Origin of the sequence: Dysosmobacter sp. (assembly GCF_034093755.1) — a bacterium.
Lineage (GTDB): Bacteria > Bacillota > Clostridia > Oscillospirales > Oscillospiraceae > Oscillibacter.
The window spans coordinates 20,104-33,762 of the sequence record NZ_JAXEBZ010000034.1 but is presented as its reverse complement, the minus strand read 5'-3'; the positions used below and the strand labels follow the sequence as shown (position 1 = coordinate 33,762).

The 13,659-nt window shown below is 64.3% G+C and carries 14 protein-coding genes; 5 read left to right on the top strand and 9 right to left on the bottom strand.

Translation table 11 applies throughout. From position 1 onward, the window contains the following. The coding region (locus SOX55_RS04540; protein WP_325286249.1) for an O-acetylhomoserine aminocarboxypropyltransferase/cysteine synthase family protein at positions 1-1,155 on the bottom strand (1,155 nt) is incomplete at its 3' end. Between the two features lie 456 nt (positions 1,156-1,611). Between SOX55_RS04540 and SOX55_RS04535 the strand changes: the two genes are divergently transcribed. Next, entirely contained in the window at positions 1,612-2,055 is a 444-nt protein-coding gene (locus tag SOX55_RS04535) for a hypothetical protein (protein WP_325286248.1), read from the top strand. A 256-nt stretch (positions 2,056-2,311) separates the two neighbouring features. On the opposite strand, the gene SOX55_RS04530 is transcribed toward SOX55_RS04535, so the two are convergent. The 4 genes from SOX55_RS04530 to SOX55_RS04515 all read right to left on the bottom strand — a co-directional run bounded on the left by SOX55_RS04530 (position 2,312) and on the right by SOX55_RS04515 (position 5,853). Beyond that, positions 2,312-3,124 carry a mechanosensitive ion channel family protein gene (locus tag SOX55_RS04530; protein WP_325286247.1) on the bottom strand — a complete coding sequence of 271 codons (813 nt, stop codon included), beginning with the start codon at positions 3,122-3,124 and terminating at the stop codon, positions 2,312-2,314. 31 nt (positions 3,125-3,155) lie between these two features. Continuing rightward, positions 3,156-4,451 carry a branched-chain amino acid transport system II carrier protein gene (brnQ, locus tag SOX55_RS04525; RefSeq protein WP_325286246.1) on the bottom strand — a complete coding sequence of 432 codons (1,296 nt, stop codon included), beginning with the start codon at positions 4,449-4,451 and terminating at the stop codon, positions 3,156-3,158. Between the two features lie 44 nt (positions 4,452-4,495). Next, on the bottom strand, positions 4,496-5,272 hold the full coding sequence (gene udp, locus SOX55_RS04520) for a uridine phosphorylase (protein ID WP_325286245.1): 777 nt from the start codon (positions 5,270-5,272) through the stop codon (positions 4,496-4,498). A 149-nt stretch (positions 5,273-5,421) separates the two neighbouring features. Next, a complete protein-coding gene (locus SOX55_RS04515; protein WP_325286244.1) occupies positions 5,422-5,853 on the bottom strand; it encodes a hypothetical protein in 432 nt (143 codons plus the stop codon). 185 nt (positions 5,854-6,038) lie between these two features. Between SOX55_RS04515 and htpG the strand changes: the two genes are divergently transcribed. Further along, positions 6,039-7,928 (top strand): molecular chaperone HtpG, encoded by a 1,890-nt coding sequence (gene htpG, locus SOX55_RS04510; protein WP_325286243.1) that lies wholly within the window; start codon positions 6,039-6,041, stop codon positions 7,926-7,928. Between the two features lie 87 nt (positions 7,929-8,015). On the opposite strand, the gene trxA is transcribed toward htpG, so the two are convergent. Genes trxA through SOX55_RS04495 form a run of 3 tightly spaced genes read right to left on the bottom strand, consistent with a single transcriptional unit; the run spans position 8,016 to position 9,465 of the window. Next, the gene (trxA, locus tag SOX55_RS04505) at positions 8,016-8,333 is read right to left on the bottom strand and encodes a thioredoxin (protein WP_325286242.1); all 318 of its coding nucleotides are present in this window, start codon (positions 8,331-8,333) and stop codon (positions 8,016-8,018) included. Positions 8,334-8,348: 15 nt separating this feature from the next. Then, entirely contained in the window at positions 8,349-9,176 is an 828-nt protein-coding gene (locus tag SOX55_RS04500) for an NAD(P)/FAD-dependent oxidoreductase (protein ID WP_325286241.1), read from the bottom strand. Beyond that, complete coding sequence (locus SOX55_RS04495) at positions 9,166-9,465, bottom strand: ArsR/SmtB family transcription factor (protein WP_325286240.1); 300 nt, start codon at positions 9,463-9,465, stop codon at positions 9,166-9,168. Before SOX55_RS04495 ends, SOX55_RS04500 begins: the two co-directional genes overlap by 11 nt. A 342-nt stretch (positions 9,466-9,807) precedes the next feature. Here SOX55_RS04495 and rpe point away from each other — a divergent pair, with 342 nt between their 5' ends. From rpe to SOX55_RS04480, 3 genes are all read left to right on the top strand, one after another. Further along, the gene (gene rpe, locus SOX55_RS04490) at positions 9,808-10,452 is read left to right on the top strand and encodes a ribulose-phosphate 3-epimerase (RefSeq protein ID WP_325286239.1); all 645 of its coding nucleotides are present in this window, start codon (positions 9,808-9,810) and stop codon (positions 10,450-10,452) included. Between the two features lie 18 nt (positions 10,453-10,470). Continuing rightward, entirely contained in the window at positions 10,471-11,070 is a 600-nt protein-coding gene (recR, locus tag SOX55_RS04485; protein WP_325286250.1) for a recombination mediator RecR, read from the top strand. 130 nt (positions 11,071-11,200) lie between these two features. Further along, entirely contained in the window at positions 11,201-12,505 is a 1,305-nt protein-coding gene (locus SOX55_RS04480; RefSeq protein WP_325286238.1) for a Na+/H+ antiporter NhaC family protein, read from the top strand. A 56-nt stretch (positions 12,506-12,561) separates the two neighbouring features. Here SOX55_RS04480 and SOX55_RS04475 read toward each other — a convergent pair whose 3' ends face one another. Next, complete coding sequence (locus tag SOX55_RS04475; protein ID WP_325286237.1) at positions 12,562-13,653, bottom strand: DUF3810 domain-containing protein; 1,092 nt, start codon at positions 13,651-13,653, stop codon at positions 12,562-12,564. Positions 13,654-13,659: the final 6 nt, after the last annotated feature.

The window sequence follows — 13,659 nt, the reverse complement described above, 5'->3', positions numbered from 1 at the left end:
GGTGGAGGTGGCGGGGTTCAGGCAGCAGGTGCGGGCGTCGGCCACGTGCGTCTCAATGGCAGCCAGCTTCAGATGCTTCATAAACACCTCCGCCGCGGCCCGGCCGCCCTTCAGCTCGAAGGACACCACGCCGCAGGAGCCGTTGGGCAGGTACTTTTTGGCCACCTCGTAATAGGGGTCATCGGGCAGGCCGCAGTAGACCACCCGCTCCACCTTGGGATGATCGTGGAGGAACTCCGCCACCGCCTGGCCGTTTTCACAGTGGCGGGCCATGCGAACGTGGAGGCTCTCCAGGCCCATGTTCAGGTAGAAGGCGTTCTGGGGGGACTGGATGGAGCCGAAGTCCCGCATCAGCTGGGCGGTGCACTTGGTGATGAAGGCGCCCTCCTTGCCGAACTTCTCGGCATAGGTGATGCCGTGGTAGCTGTCATCGGGGGTGCACAGGCCGGGGAACTTGTCGGCATGGGCCATCCAGTCGAATTTACCGCCGTCCACAATGGCTCCGCCCACGGCCACGCCGTGGCCGTCCATGTACTTGGTGGTGGAGTGGGTGACGATGTCGGCGCCCCACTCAATGGGCCGGCAGTTGACGGGGGTGGGGAAGGTATTGTCCACAATCAGGGGCACGCCGTGACCGTGGGCGGCGGCGGCGAACTTCTCGATGTCCAGCACCGTCAGGGCCGGGTTGGCGATGGTCTCGCCGAACACCGCTTTGGTGTTGGGCCGGAAGGCGGCGTCCAGCTCCTCCGGGGTGCAGTCCGGAGCCACGAAGGTGGTCTCGATGCCCATTTTCGCCATGGTGACGGAGATCAGGTTGAAGGTGCCGCCGTAGATGCTGGAGGAGGCCACAATGTGGTCGCCGCAGCCGCAGATGTTGAACAGGGCGAAGAAGTTGGCCGCCTGGCCGGAGGAGGTGAGCATGGCGGCGGTGCCGCCCTCCAGCTCGCAGATCTTGGCCGCCACGTAATCATTGGTGGGGTTCTGGAGCCGGGTGTAGAAATAGCCGCTGGCCTCCAGGTCGAACAGCTTGCCCATGTCCTCGCTGGTGGCGTATTTGAACGTGGTGGACTGAACAATGGGAATCTGCCGGGGCTCGCCGTTGCCGGGGGTGTAGCCTCCCTGCACGCATTTGGTTTCCAGAGTATAGTCGCTCATGTACATTCTCCTTTTCTGCCGGGACGAAAAAAAACCTCCGCCCCAAAGAATTTTCTTTGAGACGAAAGCATCACTTCCGCGGTACCACTCAAATTGCGCCGGCCTCACGGTCCGACGCCCCTTTTGGGGTCCAGCAACCCCTTTGCACTGACGCAGCATACGCGGGGGAACCCTACCGGCGCACGCCCTCGAATCCCCCGGCTCGGGAGCCATAGGACCTGGAACGCCTCTCTGCCGGCTCGCACCTGCCGCCGGCTCTCTGACAGGGCCGCGCTCCGTCCCTCTCCGTCATTGCCTTTATTAAGCATATATTATAGGGTTTTCCCCCACCCTTGTCAACAGCAAACCCGCCGTTTCCGCCGTTTTTCCCGGAAGTTTACGTCTTTTTTACCTGTCCCGCCTTGTGGGCCCCCGGCCGCTGTGGTACGATGAAGGGGAGAAAGGAGGTGGTCCGAAATGAAACACACGGGAACGCTGCTGGCGGCGGGAATGCTGCCGCTGTTGGCGGGTTACGGCCTGAATTTTCTTCTGCTGCGTCTCCCCCTCCCGGTGCCGCTGTGGCTGATGGGGGCGGCGCTGCTGGTGCTGTGGGGCATTCTTGCGTACCGGCTGGCGGACCCCGGGCGGCGCTGCCTTCCCCAGGCGCTGGCGCTGTGCGCCGTGGGCCTTTTGATGCTGGCGCTGACGGGGTGGCAGGAGCTGGCGCTGGGGGCCTACTGGCCAAATCCCCTGGGGTTTGCCTCCCAGATGTACTTCCTCCCCGCCCTGAGCGTCTCGGCGGCGGTGATGAGTCCCTTTCTGAAGGTCATCACCACCTGGCCCCTGTACGCGGGCGAGTGGGTGCTGCTGGCGGCGGTCAGCATCTGCGGCTGTGCCCTGAAGCATCGCCGGGAACCGTGAACCGTAACCGAAAAAACCTTTGTTTGGAGAAAAAGGTTTCGTTTCGCAGGGGGAGTATGAGGGGGCGGGAGCCCCCTCATGTGGAATCGAATGCCTGCAACGGGCTGCGGCGACAGCCCGTTGCGCCGCGCAGCGGCAGCTTTTTGGACTGCGCAGCAGGCAAAAAAGCGAGGCATTGTGAAGGCTGCCGAAAAGGTCCTCTGGACTTTTCGACAGCCTGAAACCGGGACTTTTCCGTTGAAAAGTCCCGGTTTTTTCACTGCTCCACAATGTGGACGTTCAGGTGATCGTAGGTCATCTCCACCGCCGCCGCGGCGAAGGCGTCCCGCAGGTTCTCCCCCAGGGTGAAGTACACGTCCCAGTAGTCCGCCGCGGAGGCCCAGCAGTACACCGTGTACTCAATGGCGCTGGCGCCGTAGTCCGTCAGCCAGACCTTGGCCGCCGGGTCCGCCAGCACACCGGCGGTGCGGGCCAGGGCGTCCCGGCAGGCGGCCTTCACCGTCTCCGTGGGGGCGTCGTAGGAGGCGGTCACCTTCCGCACCACCCGGCGGCGGCCCAGGGTGGTGTAGTTGGTCACTTTGGAGGAGGACAGCGTCCGGTTGGGCATCATCACCAGCTGGCCGTCGGGGGTCAGCAGCTTGGTGTGGTTCAGGCCGATCTCCTCCACCGTGCCGGACACGCCCTCCGCCTCGATGAAATCGCCGATGAGGAAGGGCCGGGAGGACAGAATCACCATGCCGCCGGCCACGTTGCCCAGCACGTCCTCCGCCGCCAGGGTCAGTCCCAGGGAGAACACCGACACCAGCGCCACCAGGGAGGTGGCCTTGATGTCCAGGGTCTCCATGACCACCAGGATGAGGAGGATATACAGCGCCGCCTTCACGGCAATGAGGATGTACTTCTGGATGCGCTCATCCAGCCGGCTGCGGGACAGCAGCCGGGCGGCGATTTTCCGCAGCATCCGGATGACCACAAGGCCCACCAGGGCCGTCAGGACGGCGGAGAGGATCGCGCTGAAATCCACTCCGCCCAGGTTCAGTTGTGAGAGGGTATCGCCGAGAGCAGGCATGGGACAATTCTCCTTACGTTAAATATCGATTCTATTTCCGCGCCGGAACCGCCAGTCCCGCCGCCGCGCCCAACAGCGCCGGCACCAGCCAGCCCACCCCCGCGGCGTACAGGGGCATGGCCTCCGCCAGGGCCGTCAGCACCGGCAGCCGCAGCCCCAGCCCCGCCAGGGTGTGGATCACGCCGAAGGCCGCCGCCAGCCCCACCGACAGGGGGAACAGGAGGGGCCGGTCCTGCAGCCGCCCGGGCAGGAAGGACAGGGCGATCATCACGATGGCCGCCGGATACAGGCAGTTGAGAATGGGCACCGAGATCTCCAGCAGCAGATTCAGCCCTGCGTTGGACACCACCGCGCTGACCGCCACGAAAAAGCAGGCCCACACCGTGTAGGACACCCTGGGGAACAGGCTGTGGAAATACTCGCCGCAGCAGCAGGTGAGGCTGATGCAGGTGTTGAGACAGGCGATGACGAAGATGGCGGCGATGATGACGCCGCCGGCGGTGCCGAACAACTCCCGGGCCACGCCGCTGAGCAGCTGGGCGCCGTTCCGGGCGTCCGGGGCGCCGTGGATGCTGCCGATGAAGGTCAGGGCGCCGTACACCGTGAGAAACAGGGCCGCCGCCAGTCCGCTGGCCCGCCAGATGGACCGGACCACCGCCCCGTCCTCCGTGACGCCCTTGGCCCGGATGTTCATGGCCAGCACCAGGCCGAAAATCAGGCCGGCAATGGCGTCCATGGTCTGGTAGCCGTCCAGAAAGCCCTGGGCCAGGGGCGCGGACTGATAGGCCGCCGCCGTCTGCCCGCCGCCTTCGCCGCCGGAGAACAGACACCCCACGAACAGCACCGCGATAAGGGTCAGCAGGGCGGGGGCCAGCCGCTTGCCCAGCCAGTCCACCAGCTGGGACGGCCGCAGCGCCAGGGCCAGGGCCGCGGCGAAGAACACCGCCGTGTACAGCGCCTGATACAGCGCCAGAGGCGCGTCGGCGGAGACGAAGGGCACCACCGCCATCTCAAAGGAGGTGCTGGCGGTGCGGGGGATGGCCAGGCCGGGGCCGATGGCAAGATAGGTCAGCAGAATGAACACCGGGGCGAAGTGCTTTCCCACCCGGCCGGCGATGTTCCGGAAGCCGCCGCTGCCCGCCACGGCGATCACCGCCAGAATGGGCAGGCCCACGGCGCTGACGGTGAAGCCCAGGAAGGCCGGCACCGCCGCCTCCCCCGCCGTCAGGCCCAGATAGGGCGGGAAAATCAGGTTTCCCGCGCCGAAAAACATGGAAAACAGAGTGACGCCTACAAAAAACTGGTTCTTGCGAGACAGCTTCTGCAAGTGGAACACGCTCCTTTTCAGTTTGGTCCCCGCCGGAGCGGGGCTTATTTGCCGGCCCTGCGCCGGTCCTTTTCAATGGTGCGCTTCAGGGCCTCCACCGCCACCTTCACGGCAGCGCTGGTGTCCTCGGTCATTTTCTGGTCCAGGCCGGCGGCCTCCCGCTCCTGGTTCCACACCACATGGAAGCAGGAGCCGCACCGCACGCCCAGAGCCGCCGCCACCACAAACAGCGCCGCCGACTCCATCTCGCTGGCCTTGACCCCCAGCCGCTTCCAGCTTTCCCACTTCTGCTGCAGTTCATAATACACCGGAGAGGCCGACGGGTCATGCTGGCCGTAAAAGCTGTCCTTGCACTGGACCACGCCGGTGTGGACGGGATAGCCCAGGGCCTCCGCCGCCTCCGCCAGGGTGTTGGTGATCCCTAAGTCCGGCACGGCAGGGAACTCAATGGGGGCGTACTCCCGGCTGGTGTGCTCATAGCGGATTGCGCCGGTGGCCACCACAACGTCCCCGGCCTGCACGTTCAGGTCGATGCCGCCGCAGGTGCCGGTGCGGATGAAGGTGTCCGCGCCGCACTTCACCAGCTCCTCCATGGCGATGGCGGCGGAGGGGCCGCCGATGCCGGTGGAGCAGGCCGTCACCTTCTCCCCCAGCAGCGTGCCGGTCCACACGTTGTACTCCCGGTTCTGGGCCACGGGATGGGCATCGTCAAACAGCGCCGCGATGGCGGGCACCCGGCCCGGGTCGCCGGGCAGGATGCAGTAGCGTCCCACGTCTCCCGGCGCACAGTGGATGTGATACAGTTTCTCCAGTTCCTGCATGACTTTCACCTCATTGTCTTTCATTAGCGGACAGATTGTGCCCGCCCACCGTGATTATAGCAGACATTTCCCGGCCGCACAATCTCCGGCAGGGAAATTCTCTTCAAAAAGCGAGGCCCCGGAGTCCGCGGGGACTTCAGGGCCGGTTTTCACGTTCTTCCCTGGATTTTGGCGCCGCACTTGGGGCAGGTGATCTCCACGCGCCCCTTGCCCGCCGGCACCCGGCAGATGGTTTTGCAGGCCTTGCAGGTGAAATACTTGTGCTCCTTGTCGGCGTGGCGGGCCCGGGCGCCGGAGCCGCCGTTTTTCACCTTCCACCACCAGTTCAGCCACCGCTGGTTCTCCGAACGGCGTCTGGCCAGGTTTTTGGAAAACATGCGGAACAGCGTCCACACCATCAGCCCCAGGCTGACGTAATAGAGGAGGCTTCCGGCCACCGGAAGCTTCTTCACCAGCAGCGACGACACCATCTCCAGCCCGATGGACACCCACAACGTGACAAAGCCCAGCTGATCCGGACCGTTGCGGCCGTACATGAAGCGGGCCAGCGCCGTCCGCACCCGATAGAGAAAATTGCCCATGTTCGTTTCTGCTCCTTTTCCGGCAGCCGCCGGTATCCTTTTTCGGCTTTTTATTGTACACGCTTCCCAATCCCTCATCAACCATTTTGCCTCAAAGTTTACAAAATGGCCATTTATTCCAGCTTTCCCCGGTGCTATAATGCCCTCTGTTGTAAAAATAAAAAATAAAGGGAGTGCAAATTTTTATGGCAAAAAAACAATTCAAAGCGGAATCCAAACGGCTGCTGGACCTGATGGTGAACTCCATCTACACCCACAAGGAAATTTTCCTGCGGGAGATCATCTCCAACGCCAGCGACGCCTGCGACAAGCTGTGCTACCAGGCGCTGACGGACAACGCCGTGCAGATGGACCGGAAGGACTTCCACATTGACCTGACGGTGGACCGGGACGGCCGCACCATCACCGTGTCCGACAACGGCATCGGCATGGACAAGGAGGACCTGGAGAACAACCTGGGCGTCATCGCCTCCTCCGGCTCCTTCAAGTTCAAGCAGGAGCTGGGAGATGACGCCAAAGACACCGACGTCATCGGCCAGTTCGGCGTGGGCTTCTACTCCGCCTTCATGGTGTCTGACGCCATCACCGTCCGCTCCAGAAAGTACGGCAGCGACACCGCCTACGAGTGGCAGTCCTCCGGCGCCGACGGCTACACCATCACCGAGTGTGACAAGGACACCGTGGGCACCGACATCATCATGCACATCAAGCCCGACACCGACGAGGAGAATTACAGCGAGTTCCTCCAGGACTGGAAGCTGCAGGACCTGGTGCGCCGCTACTCCGACTATATCCGCTTCCCCATCCGCATGGAGGTCAGCAAGACCCGGAAGAAGGAAGGCTCCCCCGACGACAAGCCGGAGTATGAGACTTATCAGGAGGTGGACACCCTGAACTCCATGGTTCCCATCTGGCAGCGGCCCAAGGGCGAGGTCACCAAGGAGGAGTATGACAAGTTCTACCGGGACAAGTTCAATGACTACACCGCCCCCCAGACCGTGATCCCCATCTCCGTGGAGGGCGCCGTCACCTACAAGGCGCTGCTGTTCGTCCCCGGCGCCACCCCCTATGACTTCTACTCCAAGGACTATGAGAAGGGCCTGCAGCTCTACTCCAACGGCGTGCTGATCATGGACAAGTGCTCCGATCTGGTGCCGGAGCATTTCCGCTTCATCCGCGGCGTGGTGGACTCCCCGGACCTGAGCCTGAACATCTCCCGGGAACTGCTGCAGCATGACCGGCAGCTGAAGGTGATGGCCTCCAACATTGAGAAGAAGATCAAGGCGGAGCTGCTGAAGCTGATGCGGGAGGACCGCCCCGCCTACGAGACCTTCTGGAAGAACTTCGGCCGCCAGCTGAAGTACGGTCTGGTGTCCGACTACGGCGCCCACAAGGACATGCTCCAGGACCTGATGCTGTTCTGGTCCTCCACGGAAAAGAAGCTGGTGAGCCTGGACGAGTACGTGTCCCGGATGAAGGAGGACCAGAAGTATATCTGCTACGCCTCCGGCGAGAACATCAACGCCATCGACCGCCTGCCCCAGCTGGAGGGGCTGAAGGACCAGGGCACGGAGATCCTCTACTTCACCGAGGAGGTGGACGAGTTCGCCGCCCAGATGCTCCACGCCTACAAGGACAAGGAGTTCCGCTCCGTGCTGGACGGCGACATTGACGACAGCGGGGAGAAGAAGGACGAGGAGACCCCCGGGGACGAGCACAAGGCGGCGCTGGACTTCGTGAAGGAGGCCCTGGGCGACGCCGTGAAGGAAGTCCGGGCGTCGAAAAAGCTGAAGTCCCACCCTGTGTGCCTCACCGCCGGAGAGGGCCTCAGCTTCGAGATGGAGAAGTATTTCAAGTCCGTCCAGCCGGACGCCGGCATCCGTGCCGACCGGATTCTGGAGCTGAACACCGCCCACCCCGCCTTCGCCGCCCTGGAAAAGGCCGTCACCGATGACCCGGAGCTGGCGAAGAAGTACGCCTCGCTGCTGTATGATCAGGCGGTGCTGATTGCCGGGTTCCCCCTGGAGGACCCCTCCGCCTACACCGATCTGGTGTGCGAGCTGCTGATGAAATGAGTTTTCAGAAAAGCGGGTGCGAACTCCGCGAGGCTTTTTGAGCTGTAAAAAGGTCCCCGTTCCGACGGAACGGGGACCTTTTTGTGTTTACAGATTCTTCTCCAGCACCTGGATGAAGGCGTCGGGGGGCAGCAGGCCCACCTTCCGGTCAAACTCGGCGCCGTTTTTCAGAAACACCACCGTGGGGATGCTCATGACGCCGAACCGCCGGGCCAGCTCCGGCTCCTCATCCACGTTCACCTTGGCCACCAGCACCTTGTCGCCGAACTGCTTGTCCAGCGCCTCAATGGCGGGGGCCAGCATCCGGCAGGGACCGCACCAGTCCGCCCAGAAGTCCACCATTGCCAGGGGGGCCGCCTCGGTGGCCGCGTCAAATTCCGCCGTTTTCAAATGCTTCACTGCCATAGTATCGTCTCCTTTTTATTCATTGGTTTTCTTTCTGTTTTGGGCGTCCACCCACCTTGCGGCGCTCTGTCCGGCAATGAGGCCCTCCCCCACCGCCTTGGACACCTGCAGCGGTCCGCCGGTGCAGTCGCCGGCGGCAAACAGCCCCGGCAGGTTGGTGGCCATGGTCCGGTCCACCGTCACATAGCCGTCCTCCACCGCCAGGCCCGGGAACAGATCGCCGGGGGCCATGGCGGGCCGCAGAATGAACACGCCCTCCGCCGGAATCACCTGCCCGTCGCAGGTGACGGCCTCCACCGTACTTCCGCCGGTGACGGAAACGGCGCGGGGTCTGGAAACGTAAGTCACTTCACAGCCGATGCTCCCCAGGAACTCCGCCTCCTTTTCCGCGCTGGGGGCGTAGCCGATCACCGCCACCCGGCGGCCCCGGTACAGCATCCCGTCGCAGGTGGCGCAGTAGCTGACGCCCCGGCCCAGGAACTCCTCCTCGCCGGGAAACTTCCGGCCCCGGGCCACGCCGGCGGCCAGCACCAGCGCCCGGCTCTCCCGGACCTCGCTGCCCACGCTGACATACCAGCGGTCCCCGGCGAACACGGTGTTCAGCACCCTGCCTTCGGCGAACTCCGCCCCGGAGCGCTCCGCGTGGGAGCGGAAGGCTTCCAGCAGCTCCCGGCCGGTGGCGCCGGGAAAGCCCAGGTGGTTGTCCACCCGTTCCGAGCGCCACAGGGGATTTTCCTCCAGCGGATTGGATACCACCAGCGCCGTCTTGCCCCTGGCCCGGACATTCACCGCCGCGCTGAGCCCCGCCGGGCCGCCGCCGATGATCAGAACATCATAGGACATAGCTCTCCTCCGTCTCCTGGAACAGCGAGGCCAGCACATCCGCCGCCGCCCGGGAGGCCACCTGGTAAAACACCTCGTTGCCCTGCCGCTCCGATGTGACAATGCCCGCCGCCCGCAGCTTCTGCAGGTGCTGGGACACGCAGGACTGGGACACGCCGGTCCGCTGCTCGATGCAGGTGACGTTGCGGCAGCCGCTCTGCAGCAGACAGTGGACGATTTTCAGCCGGGTGGGATGGGCCAGCGCTTTCAGCAGCTCCGCCTGCCGGCCATAGCTTTCCCGGTTTTCCATGGGCACACCGCCTTTCCTGTTGTTGATATTAGAATATCATGATATTCCCATTGCAGAAGCCGCATTTGCAACAGTTCCGTATTTATTTCCCCGCCGGGCCTGTCCGTTTGCCGTTGCTTTTGCGGCCGCCGTCTGCTACAATGAAACCGACCGGCGGATCTGATGGGGCCGGAAGCGCGCTTCCGGCCCCTATTCCAAAAAGCGGCGCCGCCCGGCGGGGCCTGCGGGCTGCGTGGGGCGCAGCAGCGGGCGCACCGCTTGCTACAGGGTATGCGTCCGGCCGCTTTGCCGCCACCGCCCGGTCCGCGGACCGGATTCCTTCACAGAAATGAGGATTTTGCCATGATCAAGATCGCCCCTTCCATTCTCTCCGCCGATTTCGCCAATCTGGAGCGGGACATCCGCCGCATTGACACCGCCGACTACGTCCACGTGGACGTGATGGACGGCATGTTCGTCCCCAACATCACCATCGGCATCCCGGTGGTGATGTGCATCCGCCCCACCACAGCGCTGCCCCTGGACGTACACCTGATGATCTGCCGGCCGGTGCGGTACGTGGAGCAGTTCTGCGACGCCGGCGCCGATCTGGTGACGGTTCACGTGGAGTCCGACACGGAGGAGAACATCCACGCCGCCATTGACAAAATCCTGGCCAAGGGCAAGCGGGCCGGCATCGTGCTGAAGCCCGCCACCCCCGCTGAGGCCGTCCTGCCCTTCCTGGAAAAGGTGAACCTCATTCTGGTGATGACGGTGGAGCCGGGCTTCGGCGGCCAGAAGTTCATGGCGGACATGATGCCGAAGGTCAGCGCCATCCGCGCCCTCATCGATGAGCGGAACCCCTGCTGCGAGCTGGAGGTGGACGGCGGCGTGGACCCCGTCACCTGCAAAACCTGCATCGCCGCCGGCGCTAACGTGCTGGTGGCCGGCAGCGCCGTGTACAAGGCGGAGGACATTCCCGGGCGCATCGCGGCGCTGCGGGGCTGAGAAAGGAACATGGCGCCTATGGAATACTTCCCCGCACCGCTGGAAAAGCTGGTGGAGCAGTTCGCCAGACTGCCGGGCATCGGCGGAAAATCCGCCCAGCGGCTGGCCTTCCACATCCTGAGCCTGCCGGAGTCGGAGGCCCGGGAGTTCGCCCAGGCCATTGTGGACGCCAAGGAGCACGTCACCTGCTGTCCCGTGTGCCAGAATTTCACCGCCGGCGGGCTGTGCCCCATCTGCGCCTCCCCCAAGCGGGACGGCTCCGTCATCTGCGTGGTGGCGGACCCCCGGGACGTGGCCGCCATTGAGCGGTCCCGGGAGTTCAACGGCCACTACCACGTGCTCCACGGCGTGCTGTCCCCCATGAACCACGTGGGGCCGGACGATCTTTCCATCAAGCCCCTGCTGGAGCGGGTGGCCAAGGGGGACGTGCAGGAGGTCATCATGGCCACCAACCCGGACACGGAGGGGGAGGCCACTGCCATGTACATTGCCCGGCTGCTGCGGCCCTTTGACGTGCGGGTCACCCGGCTGGCCTACGGCATCCCCGTGGGCGGGCATCTGGAGTTCGCCGACGACGCCACGCTGATGCGGGCCCTGGAAGGCCGGCGGGACATCTGACGCAAAACCGACACGCAACACCCGGTTCGCCGAAACGGCGGACCGGGTGTTTTTTCCCGCTTTACAAACGAAGCGGGCTGTGGTATTCTCCGGAAGGCACATACCACATCAATGTTACGAGGTGGAACCCATGGAGCTGCTGACGCTGGCGCTGTTTTCCCTGTCGCTGCTGCTATGCATCCTGCTGGACTGGTCGATTCTGTACGCCCTGGCGGCGGGGCTGGTGCTCTTCTTCCTGTACGGGAGAGCGCGGGGCTTCCGCTGGCGGGAGCTGGCGCAGATGGCCCTGGAGGGCATCAGAACCGTCAAGAACATCATCATCACCTTTCTCCTGATCGGCGTTCTCACCGCCCTGTGGCGGGACGCCGGCACCATTCCCGTCATCATCTGCTATGCCTCCCGGCTGATCAGCCCGCCGCTGTTCCTGCTGATGGCCTTCCTGCTCAACTGCCTGGTCTCCGTCCTCACCGGCAGCTCCTTCGGAACGGTGGCCACCATGGGCGTCATCTGCGCCACCATGGCCTCCGCCATGCAGATGGATCTGCTGGCGGTGGGCGGCGCCGTCCTCTCCGGCATCTTTTTCGGCGACCGCTGCTCCCCCGTCTCCACCAGTGCGCTGCTGATCTCCGAGCTGACCCACACCAACATCTTCCGGAACATCCGGAACATGCTGCGCTCCGCCCTCGTTCCCTTTCTGGTCACCTGCGGCTTCTACACCGCCGTCGGTGTGCTCTCCCACTCCTCCGGCCAACTGCCGGACCTGCAGGCGCTGTTCGGCCGGGGCTTCGCGCTGAGCGCCGCCGCCCTTCTTCCGGCAGCGGTGATTCTTCTGCTGTCGCTGCTGCAGGTACACGTGAAATACGCCATGATCGCCAGCATCCTCACCGCCGTGCCCATCTGCCTGTTTGTGCAGCACACGCCGGCAGCGGAGCTGCCCTGGCTGATGGTGGCCGGGTACCGGGCGGCGGACCCGGAAATCGCGTCCATGCTCAACGGCGGCGGGATTGTGTCCATGCTGAAGGTCACCGCCATCATCTGCCTGTCCTCCTCCTATTCCGGCATCTTCCAGAAAACCGGGCTGCTGGACGGGCTGAAGCAGGCCGTCAGCCGGTTTTCCGCCCGGACGAACCCTTACGCCGCCACCCTTCTCGCCGCCACCCCCGCCAGCATGATCGCCTGCAACCAGGCGCTGGCCATTATGCTGACGGACCAGCTTTGCAGCCAGACGGAGCCGGACAAGGAGCGCTTCGCGCTGGACCTGGAGGACACCGCCGTTGTGGTGTCCCCGCTGATTCCCTGGTCCATCGCCTGCGCCGTGCCCCTTTCGTCCATCAACGCGCCCACGGCCTCCGTGTTCTTCGCCTGCTTCCTATACCTGCTGCCCCTGTGGCGGCTGGTGACGGAAGCCCTCCGCCGGAGGAAGGGCGCCGCCTGAGTTTCCGCGCAAAACAGCAGCGGCAGGGAAATATCCCTGCCGCTGCTGTTTTTCTGTCAGATTCTGTCCTTGTAATAGGCCACCAGCAGGTCCACCACCATGCCGTAGGACCGCATACCGTCCTCCTGGCCGTAGCTTTTCAGGAAGCGGTCATAGACCTGGTTGGACACCTCCTTCACGGCGGTGTCCTCAAACTGCCGCCAGTAGGCGTTGTTGTCCTCCATGTCCAGGCGCACCGTCTCCGGCAGGGAGAAGTACACCTGCTCCCACCGGTCATAGTCGGCGGTGTACAGGGCGTTGCCCAGGTGAATGTACCCCAGCAGCCAGCCGGAATAGGCGTACACATCGTCGCCGCTGGTGACGGAGGCCAGCACCCCCAGGAAGTTGCACTCCTGCTCCGAGGTCAGCCCCCGCTGGTGGGCCAGCTCATGGGCCACGGTGGCGGGCAGCAGGCAGACGGGGGAATCCATGTTCACGTTGGACTCCCCGGTGTAGGGGCAGTAGACGCCGGTGAAGTCCAGCCGGCTCATGAGCCGGGAGAACCGCACCGCCTTGGGGGGCTTGTCATCAAAGGCCAGGAAGGGAAATTCCGCCTCCACGGCGTCATACACCGTGGTGCTGCGGCTCAGAATCTGCCGCCGGCTGGTGCGGAACAGCCCCGTCTCATCCCGGGGCACCCGGTCCGCCGTCTCCCCCAGCTGCTCCGCGAAATAGGCCGTCACCCGGTACAGATCCTCCACCGCCACGTCCTCCGCGTAGATGCCGGACTGCTCCTGAAAGCCGCCCACGTAGAAGTTGACGCCCCACAGGTAGCAGCAGGCCACCGCCGCCGTCAGCACGCCGCACACGGCCCCCAGCACCCCGGTGTACAGCCGCCGCAGATGCCGTCTGGCCCGGCAGACGGCGATCACGCTCCAGAGGAGGTATCCCGCCGACACTGCCGCCGCTGCCGCCACCAGCACCTCCATCACCGACACGTCGGTGCGGTAGGTGAGGCCTGCGATGGCCAGCCGCACCCGGGCCATGGCTCCGGCCAGAAATTCCATGGCGGGCCGCACCGGCCGCAGCAGCAGGAACGCCGCCAGCAGTACAAGGTCCGCCAGCAGCCACAGATGCAGTTTTTTGTGTGACAGGAAAAAGGCCTTCACAGTCCG

What these genes read in the sequence shown, in the direction of transcription:
- SOX55_RS04535 (WP_325286248.1), top strand. Translation starts at nt 1,612, where the DNA reads ATGAAACACACGGGAACGCTGCTGGCGGCGGGAATGCTGCCGCTGTTG.
- SOX55_RS04530 (WP_325286247.1), bottom strand. Translation starts at nt 3,124, where the DNA reads ATGCCTGCTCTCGGCGATACCCTCTCACAACTGAACCTGGGCGGAGTG.
- udp (WP_325286245.1), bottom strand. Translation starts at nt 5,272, where the DNA reads ATGCAGGAACTGGAGAAACTGTATCACATCCACTGTGCGCCGGGAGAC.
- SOX55_RS04515 (WP_325286244.1), bottom strand. Translation starts at nt 5,853, where the DNA reads ATGGGCAATTTTCTCTATCGGGTGCGGACGGCGCTGGCCCGCTTCATG.
- htpG (WP_325286243.1), top strand. Translation starts at nt 6,039, where the DNA reads ATGGCAAAAAAACAATTCAAAGCGGAATCCAAACGGCTGCTGGACCTG.
- trxA (WP_325286242.1), bottom strand. Translation starts at nt 8,333, where the DNA reads ATGGCAGTGAAGCATTTGAAAACGGCGGAATTTGACGCGGCCACCGAG.
- SOX55_RS04500 (WP_325286241.1), bottom strand. Translation starts at nt 9,176, where the DNA reads ATGTCCTATGATGTTCTGATCATCGGCGGCGGCCCGGCGGGGCTCAGC.
- SOX55_RS04495 (WP_325286240.1), bottom strand. Translation starts at nt 9,465, where the DNA reads ATGGAAAACCGGGAAAGCTATGGCCGGCAGGCGGAGCTGCTGAAAGCG.
- rpe (WP_325286239.1), top strand. Translation starts at nt 9,808, where the DNA reads ATGATCAAGATCGCCCCTTCCATTCTCTCCGCCGATTTCGCCAATCTG.
- recR (WP_325286250.1), top strand. Translation starts at nt 10,471, where the DNA reads ATGGAATACTTCCCCGCACCGCTGGAAAAGCTGGTGGAGCAGTTCGCC.
- SOX55_RS04480 (WP_325286238.1), top strand. Translation starts at nt 11,201, where the DNA reads ATGGAGCTGCTGACGCTGGCGCTGTTTTCCCTGTCGCTGCTGCTATGC.